General features: G+C 47.2%; 20 protein-coding genes. 4 read left to right on the forward strand and 16 right to left on the reverse strand.

Going from position 1 to position 20,202, the window contains the following annotated elements:
* Positions 1-192: 192 nt before the first annotated feature.
* Positions 193-612, reverse strand: a complete 420-nt coding sequence (locus tag AC0THY_RS16345) for a hypothetical protein (protein ID WP_489991657.1) — start codon at positions 610-612, stop codon at positions 193-195.
* On the opposite strand from AC0THY_RS16345, the gene AC0THY_RS16350 reads away from it, so the two are divergent.
* Entirely contained in the window at positions 595-1,215 is a 621-nt protein-coding gene (locus tag AC0THY_RS16350; RefSeq protein ID WP_489991658.1) for a TetR/AcrR family transcriptional regulator, read from the forward strand. The two genes, AC0THY_RS16345 and AC0THY_RS16350, sit on opposite strands and share 18 nt — an antisense overlap.
* Entirely contained in the window at positions 1,212-1,973 is a 762-nt protein-coding gene (locus tag AC0THY_RS16355; protein WP_489991659.1) for an EFR1 family ferrodoxin, read from the forward strand. The genes AC0THY_RS16350 and AC0THY_RS16355 overlap by 4 nt, the downstream gene beginning before the upstream one ends.
* A 356-nt stretch (positions 1,974-2,329) precedes the next feature.
* On the opposite strand, the gene AC0THY_RS16360 is transcribed toward AC0THY_RS16355, so the two are convergent.
* Together AC0THY_RS16360 and AC0THY_RS16365 are read right to left on the reverse strand one after the other, a co-directional pair.
* Positions 2,330-2,602, reverse strand: a complete 273-nt coding sequence (locus AC0THY_RS16360; protein WP_489991660.1) for a hypothetical protein — start codon at positions 2,600-2,602, stop codon at positions 2,330-2,332.
* Positions 2,602-2,784 (reverse strand): hypothetical protein, encoded by a 183-nt coding sequence (locus tag AC0THY_RS16365; protein WP_489991661.1) that lies wholly within the window; start codon positions 2,782-2,784, stop codon positions 2,602-2,604. Before AC0THY_RS16365 ends, AC0THY_RS16360 begins: the two co-directional genes overlap by 1 nt.
* A gap of 394 nt (positions 2,785-3,178) precedes the next feature.
* Here AC0THY_RS16365 and AC0THY_RS16370 point away from each other — a divergent pair, with 394 nt between their 5' ends.
* Positions 3,179-4,429, forward strand: coding sequence for a GGDEF domain-containing protein (locus AC0THY_RS16370; protein ID WP_489991662.1), 1,251 nt, complete (start codon positions 3,179-3,181; stop codon positions 4,427-4,429).
* Between the two features lie 15 nt (positions 4,430-4,444).
* The gene (locus AC0THY_RS16375; protein WP_489991663.1) at positions 4,445-5,677 is read left to right on the forward strand and encodes a GGDEF domain-containing protein; all 1,233 of its coding nucleotides are present in this window, start codon (positions 4,445-4,447) and stop codon (positions 5,675-5,677) included.
* Here AC0THY_RS16375 and AC0THY_RS16380 read toward each other — a convergent pair.
* The 13 genes from AC0THY_RS16380 to AC0THY_RS16440 form a co-directional block, all read right to left on the reverse strand.
* Entirely contained in the window at positions 5,654-5,848 is a 195-nt protein-coding gene (locus tag AC0THY_RS16380) for a thermostable hemolysin delta-VPH (RefSeq protein ID WP_489991664.1), read from the reverse strand. The two genes, AC0THY_RS16375 and AC0THY_RS16380, sit on opposite strands and share 24 nt — an antisense overlap.
* A 230-nt stretch (positions 5,849-6,078) precedes the next feature.
* Positions 6,079-6,615 (reverse strand): rubrerythrin, encoded by a 537-nt coding sequence (gene rbr / locus AC0THY_RS16385; RefSeq protein WP_489991665.1) that lies wholly within the window; start codon positions 6,613-6,615, stop codon positions 6,079-6,081.
* 205 nt (positions 6,616-6,820) lie between these two features.
* The gene (gene smpB, locus AC0THY_RS16390) at positions 6,821-7,288 is read right to left on the reverse strand and encodes an SsrA-binding protein SmpB (RefSeq protein WP_489991666.1); all 468 of its coding nucleotides are present in this window, start codon (positions 7,286-7,288) and stop codon (positions 6,821-6,823) included.
* A gap of 59 nt (positions 7,289-7,347) precedes the next feature.
* Complete coding sequence (gene rnr, locus AC0THY_RS16395) at positions 7,348-9,468, reverse strand: ribonuclease R (protein ID WP_489991667.1); 2,121 nt, start codon at positions 9,466-9,468, stop codon at positions 7,348-7,350.
* A gap of 148 nt (positions 9,469-9,616) precedes the next feature.
* Entirely contained in the window at positions 9,617-9,853 is a 237-nt protein-coding gene (gene secG / locus AC0THY_RS16400) for a preprotein translocase subunit SecG (RefSeq protein ID WP_489991668.1), read from the reverse strand.
* Positions 9,854-9,907: 54 nt separating this feature from the next.
* A complete protein-coding gene (gene eno / locus AC0THY_RS16405; protein ID WP_489991669.1) occupies positions 9,908-11,158 on the reverse strand; it encodes a phosphopyruvate hydratase in 1,251 nt (416 codons plus the stop codon).
* Between the two features lie 46 nt (positions 11,159-11,204).
* Positions 11,205-11,531: a DUF3837 family protein gene (locus AC0THY_RS16410; RefSeq protein ID WP_489991670.1), complete on the reverse strand. Its 327-nt coding sequence runs from the start codon at positions 11,529-11,531 to the stop codon at positions 11,205-11,207.
* A 12-nt stretch (positions 11,532-11,543) separates the two neighbouring features.
* On the reverse strand, positions 11,544-13,085 hold the full coding sequence (gene gpmI / locus AC0THY_RS16415; protein WP_489991671.1) for a 2,3-bisphosphoglycerate-independent phosphoglycerate mutase: 1,542 nt from the start codon (positions 13,083-13,085) through the stop codon (positions 11,544-11,546).
* Positions 13,086-13,190: 105 nt separating this feature from the next.
* Positions 13,191-14,471 carry a homoserine dehydrogenase gene (locus AC0THY_RS16420; protein WP_489991672.1) on the reverse strand — a complete coding sequence of 427 codons (1,281 nt, stop codon included), beginning with the start codon at positions 14,469-14,471 and terminating at the stop codon, positions 13,191-13,193.
* A gap of 93 nt (positions 14,472-14,564) precedes the next feature.
* Entirely contained in the window at positions 14,565-17,060 is a 2,496-nt protein-coding gene (locus tag AC0THY_RS16425; protein WP_489991673.1) for a DsrE/DsrF/DrsH-like family protein, read from the reverse strand.
* Positions 17,061-17,180: 120 nt separating this feature from the next.
* Entirely contained in the window at positions 17,181-17,849 is a 669-nt protein-coding gene (locus AC0THY_RS16430) for a Crp/Fnr family transcriptional regulator (protein WP_489991674.1), read from the reverse strand.
* 311 nt (positions 17,850-18,160) lie between these two features.
* Positions 18,161-18,910, reverse strand: coding sequence for a triose-phosphate isomerase (gene tpiA, locus AC0THY_RS16435; protein ID WP_489994212.1), 750 nt, complete (start codon positions 18,908-18,910; stop codon positions 18,161-18,163).
* A 40-nt stretch (positions 18,911-18,950) separates the two neighbouring features.
* Entirely contained in the window at positions 18,951-20,156 is a 1,206-nt protein-coding gene (locus AC0THY_RS16440; RefSeq protein ID WP_489991675.1) for a phosphoglycerate kinase, read from the reverse strand.
* Positions 20,157-20,202: the final 46 nt, after the last annotated feature.

The raw sequence follows: 20,202 nt of genomic DNA on the forward strand, positions 1-20,202 counted from the left end.
TGTTCCCCGCCATGCCCTATCCCCGCTTGATTGCTCTTACCTTTTTACTGGTATCTTTGGCGTAAAAATCGTTTAACAGGTTTCGAATAGGGGTAAAATCATTGTCGCCTTTTTCACTGTCTATGCCATCATTGATTGCGATATAGCGTACATCTCTTTCAACAAAAAAGATTTCCGTATACTAGCCGACTTTCAGATAATCACCCCCAAGCGGGACATATCTTGGCCAATGACTGTCTCCACGTTTCCGGCTTCAATTTCTGCAATCATGCGGTTAAAATTAGGACAGTCAAAGGTTACACCAGAAACACCATCATCAATGAAAAATACTGGGCTTGTTGGGAAGTTTCCCAAACCCTCTGATTTTCCTCTCATTACCTGCAATACCGAGCAGAGCGATTTTTTCGAATTTTTGAGAGGATTTTTCGAATTTTTTCTTTTCACTTCGTAATACGGATAAATTTCGGAAATGCCAAAATAAGTAACAGCTAAAAAAATAGTTCTAGTATCCTCATTATAAATATGCTTTTCGAACTTGACACTGTAAAGATTGAGCTTTATAATATAGACAGCGTAAAGATTGGAGGAATTAGTATGGCACAGCAACGACAAACTTATCATCATAAGGACTTACGAAACGCTTTGATTGAAACAGGCATTAAAATTGTAAGCGCAGAGGGGATAAATGCCTTTTCTTTGAGAAAGGTAGCAGCGGCGTGCGGTGTCAGTCATGCTGCCCCTTATAGCCATTTTCAAAATAAAGAAGAATTGCTTGAGGCAATACAATTATTTATCACAGATAAATTTTCTAAACAATTAGAAAATACCATTCAAAAGAATAATAACGTTGCAGAAATATTGAAAGATATGGGGATAGCCTATATATCTTTCTTTGTGGAAAATCCTGCTTATTTTCAATTTTTATATTCTCAATCCAACATAAAAATCGACTTATCATTATCAATACCAGATGACCAAAACTATAAACCTTACATCATCTATAAAAATGTTGTAAGTAAATTATTAGAGCAGACACACTATTCAGAAGAAAAGCAAAATGATATTATCATAGCCATTTGGGCTTTTATACATGGTATTACTTCATTAGCTACTATGAACAATGTAAGTTACGATAATGACTGGCGACAGAAAGTAATTGATTTTATGGAGGTTTTTCAACTTTCCTTTTTAGATAATGCAGGAGAAAAAATATGATTGGAATTTATTTTAGCGGAACGGGAAATACAAAATATTGTTTAGAAAAGTTTGTCGCTCTATATGATAAGAAAATTGAAATATCTCCTTTGGAAGATGCAGGTACAATAGAAAAAATTGCATACCATAAAGACATCATTTTTGCTTACCCAATCTATTACAGTAATCTGCCTAAAATTGTACGAGATTTTATCTGCGAAAACTCTGATGTTTGGAAAGGAAAACGCATTTTTATTATTGCCACAATGGGTCTGTTTAGCGGCGATGGTGCAGGAGTATCTGCAAGATTGTTTAAGCGATATGGCACGAAGGTATGGGGTGGACTTCATTTAAAAATGCCGGATTGCATTTGTGATGTAAAAACATTAAAGCGTACTCCGGCTCAAAACAAGCAAATTGTCATACAAGCAGAAGAACGTATAAAATCAGCGGTTTACAATCTGAAAAACAATACTCCAACTAAAAATGGTTTGGGATTTTTATGTCATATTGCAGGGCTTTTAGGACAGCGGCTTTGGTTTTATCATAAAACACAAGAATATTCAAACAAAATATATATAGATACCAACACTTGTATAAAGTGCGGTAAATGTGTATTGGTATGTCCTATGAACAATTTGTCGCTATCAGAGGGGTCGATTATAGCAGATGGACGGTGTACGTTATGTTATCGGTGCGTAAATCAATGTAGTAAAAAAGCAATTACCATTTTGGGAAAGCAAGTGATTTTCCAACACTCTGTTTATGATTTTCATTAAAAGTAGATAGATTAGAATGCAGAAAAATCTTATGATTATTGGCTCTTTCTGTATTTGTGATAGGAGATCAAACCCCCATTTCCTATATATAAATGCAATGACGGAAAATATACAATTATTTTTATGGGTATGTCGGTGTTGAGGAGGTATCGCCATGTTCAATGAATTTAAAGTCTTGCTGTATTTGACGGGCGTTCCATAAATGGAGAAGTGCTGTATTTGATCCGTCAAGCTATTATAAAGCATGAACAAGAATATGGCCCGTTAAAATAGCCAAAAATAAGCCTCCCTTATAGTGAGGTAGGTTTATTTATATCCCTCCCTTACTATTGATCATAAAAAGAGAGAATCAATATTCATATGTTAAGTTCTTCCAACTCCCATACGTTGGTATCAATATTATGAATAAGTTTTAATGTTTTGATTATATTATTATTCTGTAAACGAACTTTATATCTATAGCCAATAGTTTTATAGCCAATCTCTCTATAGCCTCTGTATGGCTCTTTAATTGGCTCACAGAGGTATGCTGTTATGATATTGAATGCTTGACGTTCGCCATTTTTATCGTATAAGTGAATTACTGAGGGTTGCCCCTGTTCTGTTGTTTCGACATCTACTGTTATCATTAACTCACCTTCTGTTCATATGTTTTATTTTCTATTGAGCGCATTATGCTATGATACATTCTCAGTACAATTTCTTCTGTCAGCTCATTATCTTCACTGAGATAGGGAGTTGGGAAATAGTTTTTGTTTGGCTCAGATAATAATCTTGCGTTCTTGTTCTCAAATATCATCTCATTTATCATGTGTCTCACCTCGCAGCTCGTCAGAACATTTGTTTGCATTTAATTACATTATACGAACGCCCGTTTGTTTTGTCAAGGTAAAAGAACCATCCGTAAATGATAACATCATTTTTCTCTGCACTTGTTCATTAGCTGACTACATACACAGTACTTACCAAAATCCCAAGATTACGACAATGCTCAAAATCTTCTTACTCATAATGACACCCCCTTCATATTTTATGATCATTCCACTCGCTTCTTTTTTATTAAGTGTTTATTCCATTTACTTGTGTTGCAGACTTAACTATTAAAGGCATCCTTGGGGAAGTCAATTTTATGCATATTGTTATTTCCCATACTTTTTGATATACTTTACAAATAAACGGACATATCCGCTTCAGCGGATACTACTATGAATGATAATCAGCTGCTCCGTGCCGCTGTAAATAAAGGAGGGGTTTCTTTGCCTTTTTCCATCTATATCGGCTATGGATTGCTTGTCCCAGTCTGTCTGTCCCTGTTGTTTGGCGTTATCTCCCGCTATGCATTGAGAGCCATGGACTACCCGCAAACAGATACTTTTAGGGAAATGATTGGAAGCACCGTCCCTGCCCTGCTGTTATTCACGCTGTGGGGCATGGTCAATCTTCCACTGCCGGTATTTTATATGCTGGCCTTTCTGGTTAAGATGCTGCGCTTGTTTCACAAAGGGGAGAGCCGTTTAAAAGAACTCTTCCTTATTAATCTCACCCATCTGACCACAATGGCTTTGCACATGATTCTGATCGGGGCCTTTTCGCTCATTGTTCACATTCCGATGAGCAGGCTGCTGCAGGAACCCTTTTGGAGGATTTTGACCCTGGGTATTGTTTTATTCACAAATTGCCTTGTGGCCATCTTGCTTCCCCGACTGAAAACGGTAGTGGGTGTGCTCCGCACCCAGGCGAAAAGCGAAGAGGTGCGTCCTTTTATGATATTCCTCTGGTTTTGCAATGTTTTCCTGCTGCTGGACAGCATTCTGTGCATTGCGAATACCCAGTGGAAACTGCTGCCTGTATTTCTGATCAGCAGTACTGTCTTACTGGAGTTTTATCTTATTCGATTTCTTCGCCATATTTATTTGATATTAAAAGTACATTATTTGGAGGAGGAGCACGACCGTCTGACGAGGGAGCTGGAACGGCAGAACCAGGATGCGGCTGAGCTGCGCAGCAAAAGCGAACAGGATTCCCTGACCGGAATCTTTAACAGGCAGTATGTGATTGATAAGGCAGGAGCCTTACTTGAGGCAGGAGAGTCATTTTCACTTGTCTTTCTGGATCTTGACCATCTCAAAATGTTGAATGACCGGGAAGGACACCATGCGGGAGACCTCTATCTCATTCGATTTGCAGAGGAATTTGGCGCCTGCCTTCGGGAGACTGACATCTTTGCCAGAGTCGGAGGGGACGAGTTTGTGGTTATACTTCAGGACTGCGTGGAGGAGAATACCAGGGAGCGCATGGAAAATATACGTTTTCAGCTAGCTGAAAAATTTAACCCTCTGTTTTCTTTTAGTTATGGGGTTGCTTATGCCTCCGGAAACAGGAATGACAGCTTAGAGCAAGTCTTCCGCAGGGCAGATCAGGCTATGTATCAGGATAAACAGGCACGTAAGTGCTAGGAAAGGAGGAGACCCATGTTTTTGCTTCTGATAACGGCATTAACTTATTTTTATTTTCACTGGCAGTATTTTTCTCTGGCTGCGGATCTGAAAGAGCTGCCGCGTCAGCGCATTGGGCTTATACTCCTCAGTTTTGTTGTAAACTATCTGTATTTTGTGGCCTGCAGCCTTTTAGAATTTCCGCTGATTGTCAACTGGATCTTTTTCGCCTTTCTCCTGTTTTTTGAAACCCTGCTGCTCAATGAGTGGGAGAGCCGGTGCGCCCGGTTCAGCACGCTGATGGGGATTATCTATGGTCTCTCCGTCAATATTTTCTGCCGCAGCGTCATCGCCATAGTGATGAACCAGCCGCTCCAGAGCTTTGATAACCATACACGAAGTGTTGAGAATTTTAAGGGAATTCCGGTTCTGCTCGGTTTTTTGCTGGCAGGGATTGTGATGCGGTTCATGAGGAACTCCGTGCTCCTGGAACGTCTCCGTCTAATTGTGGAACATCCTGATCACCAGTCCTTCTTGCTACAGATTATGACCGGTTTGTTTTTTTATCTGTTTTTGAATCTTTTGCTGTATGCAACCCCCGAAAATAATCTGCTCTTGAAAATCTGGAGCATCAAATCCTGCCTGTTCAGCTTGGTGGGCTTTTATATTGCCATTTGGTATACAAGAAGGATCTGTGAGCTGGATGATTACCAAAATAAAAACAGGGAGATTGAACAGCAGTTGGAAAGACAGCGACTGGAGGAAGAACGGCTGCGGCAAAAAACCGTTCTTGACGCAATGACGGGCCTCTACAACAGACACCATGCGGAGGTGACCATCGCTTGCCTGATGGAGCAGAAGAAATATTTTGTGCTCTGTTTCCTTGACATGGATGGGTTGAAGTTGGTTAATGACCAGTATGGCCACGACGAGGGAGACCGATATATCCTGGCAGTGACAGAGCAAATTCACTCTGCCTGCAGGAGCAACGAGGATCTGTTGTTTCGCTACGGCGGAGACGAGTTTCTGATTATTTTTGAAGGGATAGCTGTACAGACAGCGGAGGAGAGAGCCCAAACTATCAATGCAAAGCTCTGCTCTCTAAATGAGGAAGGTGCTTTTCCCTATCCGCTATCTCTCAGCTATGGGGTGGTGGAAAGTACTTCCTATTCGGACTGGAGGGAATTGATCAATTTTGCTGACCAGAAAATGTATGCGCAAAAACAAAAAAAGCGAAAGGCCAGGTCAGAATGTCTCACTATTCAGTAGCTCCCAGTAGTCATCCCACCGCTCACTTCGAATGGGCATAGGCCTGTGATTATCAAAATACAGTACCAGGGCGGGCTTTATTCCATTCCAATTATCTGCGATTTCATATCCTGTCAAATGTCCCTCCCTGATCAATTTTCTTGCGGCTGCGTGGTAGCTGTAATATGTCATATGCTCTTTTCTCCCGGTATTTTACCTATAGAATGTCACCGTATTTCATATGTTATACACTGCGCAGGGTGCCAATGTGTCAAAACCGACCGGGTCATTTTTCAATTTTGACCGGGTCATTTCCGGAAATGACCCGGTCGGTTTTGACAAAAATAAAAAATCCCGGGCACGCACAACCGATGCCCGGGATTTTTGCAGTATTCTTTTCCGTTTATTTATGGCACTGATCCTTAATAATTCTCACATCTCAGCTGGAAATAGGCCTGGGGATGATCGCATACGGGACAGGCATCCGGAGCTGTCTCGCCCACATGGATATGACCGCAGTTGGTGCAAATCCAAACCGTCTCTCCTGCTCTTGCGAATACTTTGCCTTTTTCAATATTGTCAATGAGCTTGCGGTATCTCTCCTCATGCTCTTTCTCGATCTTAGCTACTTCCTCGAAGAGGTATGCGATCTGGTCAAAGCCTTCTTCTCTGGCCTCTTTTGCCATGTTTGCATACATATCGGTCCACTCGTAGTTTTCCCCAGCTGCTGCGTCTTTCAAGTTCTCCATGGTATCAGGCATACCGCCGTGAAGCAGTTTAAACCAAATCTTTGCATGCTCTTTCTCGTTGTCTGCCGTCTCCTGGAAGATATTTGCTATCTGTACATACCCGTCCTTTTTCGCCTTGCTTGCATAATACGTATACTTATTTCTGGCCTGGCTCTCACCAGCGAATGCGTTCATTAGGTTCTGCTCTGTCTTTGATCCCTTTAATTCCATAATCGAAAACCTCCTTTGTATTTATCAATACTAGTAATTATTACTATTTTAGTATAACGCTAAGTCGAAGGTTTGTCAATACCCAGTTTCCAATTTACGGAAATTATTGAACTGCGAAAGTAACTCTTCAGACAAGTCAGGTCTGTTACGTGCGTTACCACCCAGGTGACTGCGTTCTGGAACATAGACATTCCCCAGGGCATTCTTAATACAGATTCTTTACCTTAAACTCTTTCTCCGCCTCACGCCTCTGATCCTTTTTCGCAATATCCTGCCTCTTGTCGTAAAGCTTTTTGCCCTTAGCAAGTCCCACCTCTACTTTTACCAGGCTGCCTTTGAAATAGACTTTCAGAGGAACCAGGGTGTAGCCCTTCTCGGACATCCTTCCGGCCATTTTGTTGATCTCATACTTGTGAAGCAATAGCTTTCTCACGCGCAGGGGATCTTTGTTAAAGATGTTTCCCTTCTCGTAAGGGCTGATGTGCATACCGTATACGAATACCTCACCGTTTTCCACACGGATGAAGGCCTCCTTGATACTGCACTTTCCCATCCGAAGGGATTTTACCTCTGTTCCGTGCAGGGCAATCCCGGCCTCAAAGGTATCCTCTATAAAATAGTCATGGTACGCTTTTTTATTGTTCGCGATTAGTTTTACTGATTGGTTTCCCAACTTATTCCTCTCCTTCTTCCGCCATACAGAAAGCCTGCCACTGGCTGTCTTCCCGTATATTAAGGCATATCAAAATCTATGGTCCGGTTCTGCTTATCACATCCCAAAACCCTCACTTTTACCTTTTGTCCCAGCTTGTACGTCCTTCCGGTGTCAATCCCCACCATTTCCAACGTCTCCTCCCGATAGTAGTAACGGTCATCATACAGGTTTGTCACATGGACCATGCCCTCCACGGTATTGGATAGTTCCACATACAGTCCCCAGGTAGTGATACTGGAGATTACGCCCTCGAAGGTCTCCCCTACATGGTCTTCCATGTACTCTGCCTTCTTCAGCTTATCTGTCTCCCTCTCCGCCTCGTCCGCTCTTCGCTCCATCTGGCTGGAGTGCTCGGCAACCTGTGGAAGGATCTCCGTGTAATGACTAATCCTCTCCTGGTTCATCCTTCCCCGCAGAGTTTCCTTGATAATCCGATGGATCTGCAAATCCGGGTATCTCCTTATAGGTGAGGTAAAGTGGCAGTAATACTGTGCAGCTAGGCCAAAGTGGCCTGTACAGTCTACGGTGTACTTAGCCCGTTTCATAGAGCGCAGGGTCAGACGGCTGATCAGGGCTTCTTCCGGGGAGTCCTCGATTCTGGCCAGCAGCTTCTGCAGTTCCTTGGGGTGGATATCGTCTCTTGTATTCTTGATTCCATATCCAAAGTTGCTGATAAACAGCGCCAACTGCTGAATCTTCTCAGGGTCCGGCGTGTCATGTGTGCGGTACACAAACGGCAGCTCTTGCCAGTAGAAGTCCTGTGCCACGGTCTCATTGGCCAGCAGCATGAAATCCTCTATAATTTTCGTAGCCACATTCCGGTCATACGGCTTTATCTCCACAGGGTGTCCCTTCTCATCCAGAATAATCTTGGACTCCGGAAAGTCAAAGTCTATAGACCCCCGTTTTTTTCGCTTATTTCGCAGAATCCCAGCCAGCTCTTCCATCAACCGGAACATAGGCACCAGCTCCTGATACTGTGCAATCTCGTTCTCATCCTGATCCGTCAGGATTTTTTTGACACTGGTATAGGTCATGCGCCTGTCCACATTGATCACAGTCTCCGCTATCTGGTGGTTTACCACATATCCCTTTTCATTTATATCCATCAGACAGCTCAGTGCCAGACGGTCCACCCCTTGATTTAGGGAACAGATTCCATTGGACAGGATATGGGGCAGCATGGGAATCACCCGGTCCACCAGGTAAACGCTGGTTCCGCGCTTTAAAGCCTCCCGGTCCAGGGCGCTGTTCTCCTGCACATAGTTGGTCACATCCGCAATGTGAACCCCCAGATGATAAATCCCCTCCTCTTTTGTGAGAGATATGCCGTCGTCCAAATCTTTGGCATCCTCACCGTCTATGGTCACTACAGGAAGCGTCCTTAAGTCCAGCCGCCCCTCCCGGTCCGCCTGGCTTACATCACTGCTCACCTTCTCCGCCTGATTCATCACCTTATCCGGAAACTCCATAGACAGCTCGTAGGCGTACACAATGGACAGGATATCTGTGCCAGGATCATTTATGTGTCCAATGATCTGCTTGATTCTGCCCTCCGGATTTTTGTTCTTGCTGCCGTAGTCTGTGATCTCCACCAGCACTTTATGCCCGTTTACGGCTCCCCTGGAGAATTCCGCGGGTATAAAGATATCTTTGGTAAATCTCAAGTTGTCAGGGACCACAAATCCAAAATTGCTGCTCTTTTCATAGTTTCCCACCAGCTCTGTAATCTCGTGGGCCAGCACGCGAACCACGGCACCTTCCTGGCGTTTTCCGGACTTCCCGGAGAGCAGAGTCACCTGTACCGTATCCCCGTGAAGTGCGCTGCCCACATTGGACTCAGAGATAAAGACATCCTCTTCCCGTCCCTCTATTTCCACAAAGCCAAACCCCCGGGCATTTCCGATAAACCTGCCCGTTAATGTGACTTCTTCCGCTTTTTTGTATTTTCCCTTTTTGGATACCTCAATCTTGCCCTCACCCAACAGCTCGTCCAGCACTTCCTTTAGCTCTTCCCTCTTCTCTCTGGGAATCTGCAGAAGTATGGCCAGCTCTTTGATCTTCATGGGGACATACTGTTTGTCATCCATCAGCTCTTCCAGTACCTGCTTGCGTCTCTTCAATAATTCTGCTTCCATTCAACTCTCTCTTTCATTTACTATAAAAGCCCGGACAGCTGCGGGAGTGCATCAGCACGGAACAGCTGGCTTTTATTAGCGGTGATGTCCGCTTGCCCAGATACAACAAGACACCCTTGCAACGATTACAAGAGTGTCTTCACATTCATTAAAAATTTAAGTTCAGTGCAATCGCCAGTACGATAAAGGCAACTGCCAGAAACTTTGTAGATTTTACAAGTGCGCCCTCCATGGAACGTCCCTTGTTTTTTCCCCAGTAAGTATCGGATATACCTGCGATTGTCCCGAGTCCTGCTGATTTTCCTTCCTGCATCAGAACAATAACCGTCAACGCGATACAATCAAGTATAAAAACGATCTGAAGGATTATTCTCAAAATCTCCACTCCACACACCTCCTATGTCAAACACGTTCAGTTTACCATAGGATACCAGTAATGTCAATGAATTTCCTCTTCTATCCTCAGTAATTGGTTATATTTTGCCACTCTCTCACTGCGGCAGGGCGCTCCGGTCTTGATCTGTCCGGCTCCCACCGCCACGGCGATGTCCGCAATCATCGTATCCTCCGTCTCCCCGGATCGATGTGAGATGATTGTGCGGTATCCCGCTTTCTTTGCCATCTCAATGGCATCAAAGGCCTCGGTCAAGGTTCCAATCTGATTTACCTTGATTAGGATCGCATTGGCTGCACCCAGCTCAATGCCCTTTTTCAGGCGCTCTGTGTTGGTGACAAACAGATCGTCGCCCACCAGCTGAATCTTCTCGCCCAGCACATCCGTCAGCCTCTGCCAGCCTGCCCAGTCATCCTCAAACAGCCCGTCCTCAATGGAAACAATGGGGAACTTGCTCACCAGGTTTTCGTAATATGACACCATCTCGTCCGAGGTACGCCTTACGCCCTCTCCCGGAAAATAGTACTGCTTGGTTTCCTCCTCATACAGCTCACTGGCTGCGGCGTCCAGGGCGATCACAATGTCCTCTTTCATCCGGTAGCCGCTCTTTTCCACTGCCTCGCAGATGAGCTCCAGGACCGCCTCGGAGTTTGGCAGGTTGGGTGCGAAACCACCCTCATCTCCCACACCTGTGGAGAGTCCTCTCTCCTTTAAAATATACTTCAATGTGTGGTAGACTTCCGCGCACATCCGCAATCTGTCTGCAAAGTCCTCCGCCCCTATGGGCATAATCATAAATTCCTGCAAATCTACCGTATTGTCCGCATGGCAGCCGCCGTTTAAGATGTTCATCATAGGTACCGGAAGCACATGGGCGTGCATTCCTCCCAGATATCGGAACAGAGGCAGGTTCAGCACCTTTGCGGCTGTGTCTGCCACAGCCATAGAGACACCCAGGATGGCATTTGCCCCCAATCTGGACTTATTCTGCGTTCCGTCCGCCTTGATTAATCGCTTGTCTATCTGAGCCTGCTGGAGTACATTTTCTCCGATTACGGTCTCCGCCAGAACGGAGTTCACGTAGTGGACCGCGCGCTCTACGCCCAGGCCGTTGTAACGCTTCTCTCCGTCACGAAGCTCCACTGCCTCAAACTGCCCTGTGGATGCCCCTGAGGGGACTGCTGCCCTTCCTACTACTCCATTTTCCGCCAGCACTTCCACTTCCACCGTGGGATTCCCCCTGGAATCCAAAATTTCTCTCGCATATACGTCTACTATCGCAACATACTGATGCATAAAAAGACACACCTCCTTTCGGATAGTGTGTCCTCTTTTTTCTATTTCATCCATCAATTTCGTCTATCAGACTGCGGATCTCCTCCGAGACCTCTCCTTCCACCCTGCATCCGGCCAGAAGGGACAGCAGCCGGTAAATTTGCGGCTGCTCCTTGTAGTCCGGCCTCTTACCTTCAAAATAGGGAGTCAGCTTTTCCCTCAACTCTGCGATGGTAGTTCCCCCGCGCAGAATTTGAACCTGTCCGGCCGGTTTTCCCAACAAATTTAAAGCGTGGGCACAGGCGTATACATACTCCGCCTCTGAAATCAGAGGGCTCTCGGATTTGCAGACCATCTTGGCCTTTACAGCCTGTTTTACAATCTCCAGTATCATCGGGTCACCTGATTATTTTTTCTGAAGAAGGGATTTTCCTGTCATCTCCGCCGGCTGCTCCATGCCCATCATCTCAATCAGAGTGGGAGCAATGTCTGCCAGACAGCCGCCCTCCCGCAGGGTGTAGTTCTCATCATAATTTACCAATATAAACGGTACCGGGTTGATGGTATGAGCAGTAAACGGAGCCCCTGTCTCATAGTCCACCAGCTGCTCTGCATTTCCGTGGTCCGCGCAGATAAACATCTGTCCGTCCACTTCCCTGACAGCCTCCACTGCCCTTCCAACACACTCGTCCACTGCCTCCACTGCCTGGATGGCAGCGCTCTCAATTCCTGTGTGGCCCACCATATCCGGGTTTGCAAAGTTAATGATAATGACATCATATTTATCTGATTTAATAGCCTCTACCAGCTTATCACACACCTGGTAAGCGCTCATCTCAGGCTTCAGATCATAGGTAGCCACCTTGGGAGATTTCACCAGGATGCGCTCCTCACCTTCATTGGGCTCCTCGATTCCGCCGTTGAAAAAGAAGGTTACATGGGCATACTTCTCTGTCTCTGCGATTCTGGCCTGGGTCTTCTTGTTGGCTGCCAAAAATTCTCCAAAGGTATTGGTGATGGAGACCTTGTGGAAGGCAACCTCTTTGTTTGGAATGGTCTCATCATACTCTGTAAAGCACACATAAGTGAGATCCAGTCTCTTTTCTCTCTTAAATCCGTCAAACTCGTCGCTGCAGAATGCACGAGTGATCTCCCTTGCGCGGTCCGGCCGGAAGTTGAAGAAAATCACGGAATCCTTATCCTGGATCTTTGCCACAGGAGCGCCTTCTTTTTCCACAACAGTGGGCATCACAAATTCATCGTTCTTTCCGTCATCGTAGGAATTCTGTACTGCGCAAACGCCGCAGGCAGCCTTTACGCCCTCGCCTTTTACCATAGCATTGTAGGCCAGTTCCACTCTGTCCCAGCGGTTGTCTCTGTCCATGGCATAGTAACGGCCCATCACAGTTGCGATCTCGCCCACGCCGATTTTCTTCATCTCATCTGTCAGCTCCTGCACATAGCCTTTCCCGGATGCAGGGGGGGTGTCACGTCCGTCCAGGAAACAATGCACATACACCTTCTCCAGCCCCTCTTTCTTTGCCAGTTCCAGCAGTCCGTAGAGGTGCGTATTGTGGCTGTGTACGCCGCCGTCGGAGACCAGGCCGAACAGGTGGAGGGAGCTGTTGTTCTCCTTTGCACATTTTACCGCGCGGAGCAGAGCCTCATTCTTAAAAAAGTCACCGTCCTGGATTTCCTTGGTGATTCTGGTGAGCTCCTGGTATACAATGCGTCCCGCTCCCATATTCAGATGTCCCACCTCAGAGTTCCCCATCTGGCCCTCAGGAAGGCCCACTGCCATACCGCTGGCATTTCCTTTTACAAAAGGACACTCTGACATCAGCTTATCTATCACAGGGGTCTTTGCCTCAGCTACGGCGTTTCCCTGTACTTTGTCATTCAAGCCATATCCATCAAGGATCATTAAAACGGTTGGTTTTTTGCTCATGATTTTTCTCCTTTATTTTCATAACATTTATTAGCGTCTTCTAACGCTCTATTGTACATGATTTTTCGGATTTCGTCAATGCGCTTCAAATCATGAAAACCAATCTTAGTATACCCGGATAACTGCACAGATCTCTTTAATCATAGACATTCCTTGCAGCACGGCCAGGGAATCGTTGAAGTTGCGCTCAAACACCTTGTCTGTGATGACTACAATCTCTGCCAAATCCCCTTTTTTCGCCTTTTGGATGATCTGGGCAATGCTCACGCAGTTGTTGCCGAATACACTGGCCACCCCGGCCAGGACTCCGAACCGGTCCTCCACCTGCATGCGCAGAAAATACCTGCTCTGGATATCCTGAATCTGCTTCACCGGAAGCTCCTTGTAACAGGTACAGCTGATTCTGCTGCAGCAGTCCCAGCAGATATTTCGGACACAGTCAAACACGTCCCCCACAATGGCGCTGGCTGTGGGCATCTCCCCGGCTCCTCTGCCGTAAAACATGGCGTCTCCCACCGCATCTCCGTGTACAAAGACTGCGTTAAAGGAGTCATTTACCGCTGCCAGGGGATGGCTGCTGGGAATCAGCATGGGATGAACCCTGGCCTCGATGCCCTCCTCTGTGAGTTTTGCAACACCCACCAGCTTGATATCGCATCCCATCTCCCTGGCATAGCGAATGTCTGTGGCAGTGATCTTCGTGATTCCCTCTGTGTACACATCCTCAAAGGTGACTCTGGAGTTGAAGGCAATGGAGGCCATGATGGCCACCTTTCGGCCCGCATCATAGCCCTCAATGTCTGCAGTGGGATCTGCCTCCGCATAGCCCAGCTGTGTAGCCATAGCCAAGGCCTCCTGAAACTCCATGCCCTCCTGGGTCATTTTGGTGAGGATGAAATTGGTGGTGCCGTTGACGATCCCCATCACCTCATCCAGATGATTTCCTGCCAGACACTGCTTAAGAGGGCGGATAATGGGAATTCCCCCTGCCACAGCCGCCTCAAACAGGAAATCCCTGCGGTACTTTGCGGCGGCATCCAACAGCTCTTTGCCGTCAGAGGCAATCAAATCCTTGTTGGCTGTCACGACATTTTTCCCCGCTGCCAGAGCTTCCATGATGTAGGTTCTGGCCGGCTCCATGCCTCCCATCACCTCGATCACAATGTCTATGGATGCGTCCTCCACGATCTCCCGCCAGTTATCTGTGAGTATGTGGGGGGTCTCCACCTTGGTGCTGGCCTTTTTCAGGTTCCTCACTAAAATCTTTTTCAGACAGATCTCTGCTCCCAACTTACTTGGTATCTCTTCCCTTTGACTGGTCAGCACCTTATACACGCCGGTCCCCACGGTTCCCAGCCCCAGCATGGCTATATTGATTGTTCTCATAGACATCCTCCTCGCTTTTTAACCATTGTACCACATATTTCTCCTACAGAATGCTCCAATTTTTGCTCCCATGCTGGTCCTGATTTCCTGATATTAAACAAATAAGTTTACATTTGCATTTTCAGCATCCCCCAGGTAGGAGGCTACCCCAGCGTATTCCACCCCGTCTATCAGCTCCTCCTTTGTGATTCCCATCACATCCATGGACATAGTGCAAGCCACCAAGCGGATGCCGCTTACCATTGCCTGTTTCATCAAGTCCTCCAGGGAATTGACGTTTTTATCCTTCATTACTTTTTTCATCATCTTGGTTCCCATTCCCGCCATGTTCATTTTGGACAACCTCAGCTTTTTGCTCCCCCTTGGCATCATGGCTCCGAACATCCGGTCCATGAAGGGCTTTTTCACCTTTACCTTTTCTGTCCTGCGCAGAGCGTTCAATCCCCAGAAAGTGAAGAACATGGTGACCTCCCTTCCCATAGAGGCGGCCCCGTTAGCTATGATGAAGGAAGCTAGCACCTTGTCAAAATCTCCGTCAAACACAATGATTGTCTTGCCCTGAGGCATAGCAGCCTGGGAACAGGCACTCACTTCTGTCTGGGATGATCCGGCGCCTTTTCGGATGGTCACTATATGCTGATGGCCCTGGCGCTCTTTTTTAACCAGTGTGTTCCCGGTTCTCTCACACCAGGTCTCCATATCCCTGGCAAACCCCATATCCGTTGCCTGGATATTTAAAATATCCCCCTGGTCCATTGTTTTCAAGGTCTCATTGACTTTCATGATTGGCCCCGGGCACTGCATGCCGCAGCAATCCAGACTCTGTATCCTCTGCTCCCGCTTCTCCATTTTTTCCTCCTCGTGGATGCCGCTTTTCATGTTTTCCCGCACTGGGGACTGACTGGCTGTTATTTTGTGATGGAAAGATTTATACAGGGAGGTTCCTCCCTCCAGAACCTTTACATTTGAAAAGCCACTCTGCATTAAAATACGCGCCCCGGTGTAGGAGCGCACTCCCACGGCACAGTAAACTACAAGCAACTGCTCCTGGTCCAACTCCCCTATTCTCTCCCTGAGCTCTCCCAGGGGAATGTGGTAAGACCCCGGTATGGAAAATACCTGGCGCTCTGCCGCCTCTGTCACATCCAGTATGGTCATCCGTTTTTTCTGTTCTTTCTCCTCCAGACAGGCGTCCAGTTCCCGTACGCTGATAAAGGATACCATACCCTTTAGGACATTCTCCGCTGTGAAGCCCAGCATATTTACGGGATCTTTTGCGGATGAGAAGGGCGGCGCGTAGGCCAGTTCCAGTTTTGTCAGATCATCCGTGGTACCTCCCAGCCGCATCACAGTTGCGATGGTATCGATCCGTTTGTCCACCCCGTCACCCCCTACGATCTGCGCGCCCAGGATTTTCCCCTCCTTTGTGAAGATCAGTTTCAGCATCAGCGGAAGAGCATCCGGATAGTAGCCCGCGTGGGACTTTTGGTTGATGATAATGGTCTCGTAATCTTTTCCTTTTTCCTTTCCAGACGCTTTAAGCTGCTTTTCATTTAACCCCACAGATGCAGCGGACAAATCAAAGATCTGAGCAATAGAGGTTCCCATGGTGCCCTCATACGCTTTCCTATCCCCTGCAATACAGTCCGCACAGATTCTGGCCTGTTTATTGGCGGGTCCTGCCAGGGGAATCATTGTCTTTTCACCGGTTACGAACTGCTTCGTTTCGACCGCGTCCCCCACTGCGTATATGTTGGGCATTGAGGTCTGCATAAATTCATTGACCTGTATACCTCCCCTGCCATTTAGCTCCAGACCTGCCTCCTTTGCAAGATCACTGTTTGGGCGGACACCCAGGGAGAGGATTACCATATCTGTGCGGATCTGCCGGCCGCTGGAAAGATTGATTACGGTCTCCCCCTCCTCCCGCACAAATCCGCATACCCTGTCCTTTAAAATCAGGCCTACCTGGTTATCCCGAATATTTTCGTGGAGGAGCTGGGCCATTTCGTAGTCCAGAGGGGCCATCACCTGATCCTGCATCTCCACCACCGTCACCTGCAGTCCCTCTTTCGTAAGATTCTCTGCCATCTCCATACCGATAAAGCCCCCGCCTATAACGGCAGCCCTGGCCGGTTTTTTTTCTTCCAAATAAGATTTGATGCGGTCCGTGTCCGGAATATTCCAAAGTGTAAAGATCCCCTCCCCCGCAATGCCGGGAATGCTTGGGCGGATGGGGGATGAGCCTGTGGCAATCACCAGATTGTCGTAGCTCTCCTCATACGTTTCCCCTGTATTTAGGTTTTTGATCTGAATCTGATTTTCCTGGGGGCAAATAGCCGTCACCTGGCTGGCAGTGCGCACATCCACATTGAACTTTTTCTTCATGGCCTCAGGTGTCTGTAAGAGCAGAGCCTCCCTGCTCTTGATCACATCCCCGATATAATAAGGAAGACCGCAGTTTGCAAAGGAGATATAATCCCCCTTTTCCAACACCACGATCTCCATACTCTCATCCCGGCGGCGCAGTCTGGCCGCTGTGGTGGCCCCTCCGGCCACACCTCCGATAATCACTGTCTTTTTCGCCATATGTGATACACTCCTTTACTGTGTTTGTATTCATATGGCTTTATTATAAAAAATTCTTTGATTCTTTTCTGTGACTTAATCACAGTTCGGTGACGTTTCTCGCCTCACAGGGAATTGGCTTCACCCTCTGATCTCTCCTAACCTCTCTCTGTCCCTCACCTGGATCTTCCCTCTGGAGAGCGCCACAATCCCCTCGCTCTCGAAGTATTTCAGCATCCGTGAGACCACCTCCCTGGCGCTTCCGGTATACCGGGCAATCTGGTCGTGTGTCATGCGCAGGGTATCTCCTTTTATTTTTTTCAGCTCCTGCTCCAGAAAGACGGCCAGGCGTTTGTCAAAGCTCATAAACAGGATCTGCTGCATGGTCCACATCACATCTGAAAACCGCTGGGCTGTCTGGCGGTAGATAAAATTCTCCACATAGACATTTTCCTCTGACAGTTTTCTAAAGACACTGGGGCTGATGGTGATCACACGGCTGTCCTCCTCCGCATTCATCAAAATGTCGAAGGTGATCTCCTCCATGAAACAGGAGGCGCTGAGCACGCAAGTGTCCCCCGGATACAGACGGTACAGGGTAATCTCCCTCCCATCCTCAGACTCGATATAGACCCGCAGCTGACCGCTCTGTACAAGCAGTACGCCAACGCATCCGTCCCCTTTATCGTGAACCATTGCATTTCGCTGGTATGTGGCAGTCGCCCCGCTTCTTCGGACTACCTCTTTTTGTCTATCGGTAAGTTGCTCCCAAAATGGAAAATATCCTGCCAATGTCTCCCCGGACTGCATGTAATCCCTCCTATTTGTCTGATCACTTCTCCCAAGCGGCGCGTCAACACTGCTGGGATTCTAAACGTATATTATACCTATGATACCATATCAGGGATTTAAAGCAAAGCATGCAAGCCCACTTTCGCTTCCCACTCGTAACAGTTGAGCCAAGCTGGCCGGTTACTGCATCAATCTATTTATATCGCCTACGCCTTCAATTTCGAGGGACTTGGCTGCAAAGCATCCACCCTCTGCCCATGGAAGTATCCTCTTATGTAAGAAGCAGGTCCCATGAGCCAAAACTCCTGGGACCTGCACTTATCTGTTCTTTATTTGTAGCAAACGATCTTTCCGAAGTCTGGTTTCAGGGAAGCTCCCCCAACCAGTCCGCCGTCAATATCTTCCTGCGCAAACAGCTCTGCTGCGTTGCCTGCATTTACAGATCCGCCGTACTGAATGCGGATGGCAGCTGCGGTAGCGTCATCGTAAATCTCAGCAATGCAGTCACGGATGCCTTTGCATACTTCCTGCGCCTGCTCTGTGGTGGCGGTCTTTCCTGTTCCGATTGCCCAGATTGGCTCGTAAGCGATCACGGCTGTCTTTGCCTGATCTGCAGTCACACCCATGAGTCCAACCTTTACCTGCTGGCGAATGAAGTCCATGGTCACGCCCTGCTCTCTCTGCTCCAGTGTCTCGCCGCAGCACATGATCGGGGTAATTCCGTGCTCAAATGCCTTCAGCACTTTCTTGTTTACTGTCTCGTTGGTCTCTGCAAAGTACTCTCTTCTCTCAGAGTGGCCCAGGACAACATATTTCACTCCCACATCCGTGAGCATGGACGGTGAGATTTCGCCTGTATAAGCGCCTTTCTCCTCGTAGTACATATTTTCAGCGCCCACCTGGATGTTGGAGCCCTTTGCAGCTTCAATCACCGGGATAATATCAATAGCCGGAACACAGAATACTACGTCTACTTCTTCGTTGGCTACCAATGGCTTTAACTCATTTACTAATGCAACTGCCTCGCTGGGAGTCATATTCATCTTCCAGTTACCTGCGATAATTTTTTTTCTCATGATTACTTATTCTCCTGATTTTCTATATTAGACTGATGGTTTTTTATTTGTCGTTTGCTGCTGCTACTCCAGGGAGTTCTTTGCCCTCCAGGAACTCTAAAGATGCGCCGCCGCCTGTTGAGATATGGCTCATCTTATCACCAAAACCCAGCTGGTTTACAGCTGCCGCGGAGTCACCGCCGCCGATGATGGTGGTTGCATCCGTAGCTGCCAGAGCCTCCGCCACAGCGATGGTACCCTTTGCCAGAATGGGATTCTCAAATACGCCCATGGGTCCGTTCCAAACAACGGTCTTTGCACTCTTCACTGCATCTGCATACAGTTCTGCGGTCTTGGGACCAATATCCATACCCTCCATGTCTGCCGGAATCGCGTCCACGGATACGGTGGATACCTCAATAGGAGCATCAATGGGGTTCGGGAAGTCTGCCGCAATGGTGGTGTCAACGGGCAGAAGCAGCTTTTTACCCAGCTTCTCAGCCTTCTCGATCATCTCCTTGCAGTAGTCCAGTTTTGTTTCATCCAGAAGGGATTTTCCCACTTCTTTGCCCTGTGCTTTTAAGAAGGTGTAAGCCATTCCGCCGCCAATGATCAGGGTATCACACTTCTCAAGCAGGTTGGAGATTACATTTAATTTATCTGCTACTTTTGCGCCGCCTAAGATGGCAACAAAGGGTCTTTCCGGATTGTTTACGGCATTGCCCAGGAAATCAATCTCTTTCTGCATTAAGTAGCCTACCACTGCAGTGTCCACATACTGTGTCACACCCACATTGGAGCAGTGAGCTCTGTGTGCAGTACCAAAAGCGTCATTTACGAACACTTCACACAGAGAAGCCAGGTCTTTACTGAAAGCCTCTCCGTTCTTCGTCTCCTCAGCGCGGTAACGTGTGTTCTCCAGGAGAACCACATCCCCGTCGTTCATTGCCTCTACCGCTGCCTTTGCGTTTGGTCCCACTACCTCAGGATCTGCCGCAAATTTCACTTCCTGTCCAAGCAGTTCAGACAGACGGGCAGCCACAGGTGCCAGCGAAAGCTCAGGCTTTGGCTCTCCCTTGGGTTTGCCCAGATGTGAGCAGAGAATCACTTTTCCGCCGTCCGCGATCAGCTTTTTGATGGTGGGCAGAGCGGCAACCAGACGGTTTTCATCTGTGATCTGGCCCTCTTTTAATGGTACGTTGAAGTCGCAGCGAACCAGAACTTTTTTGCCTTTTACATTGATATCATCTACGGATTTCTTGTTGAGCATTTTGACGCCTCCCTATTCTTTTTCGTTATACTGATACCTAACAGAG

This window comes from Ruminococcus sp. 8Y-12, assembly GCF_058119865.1.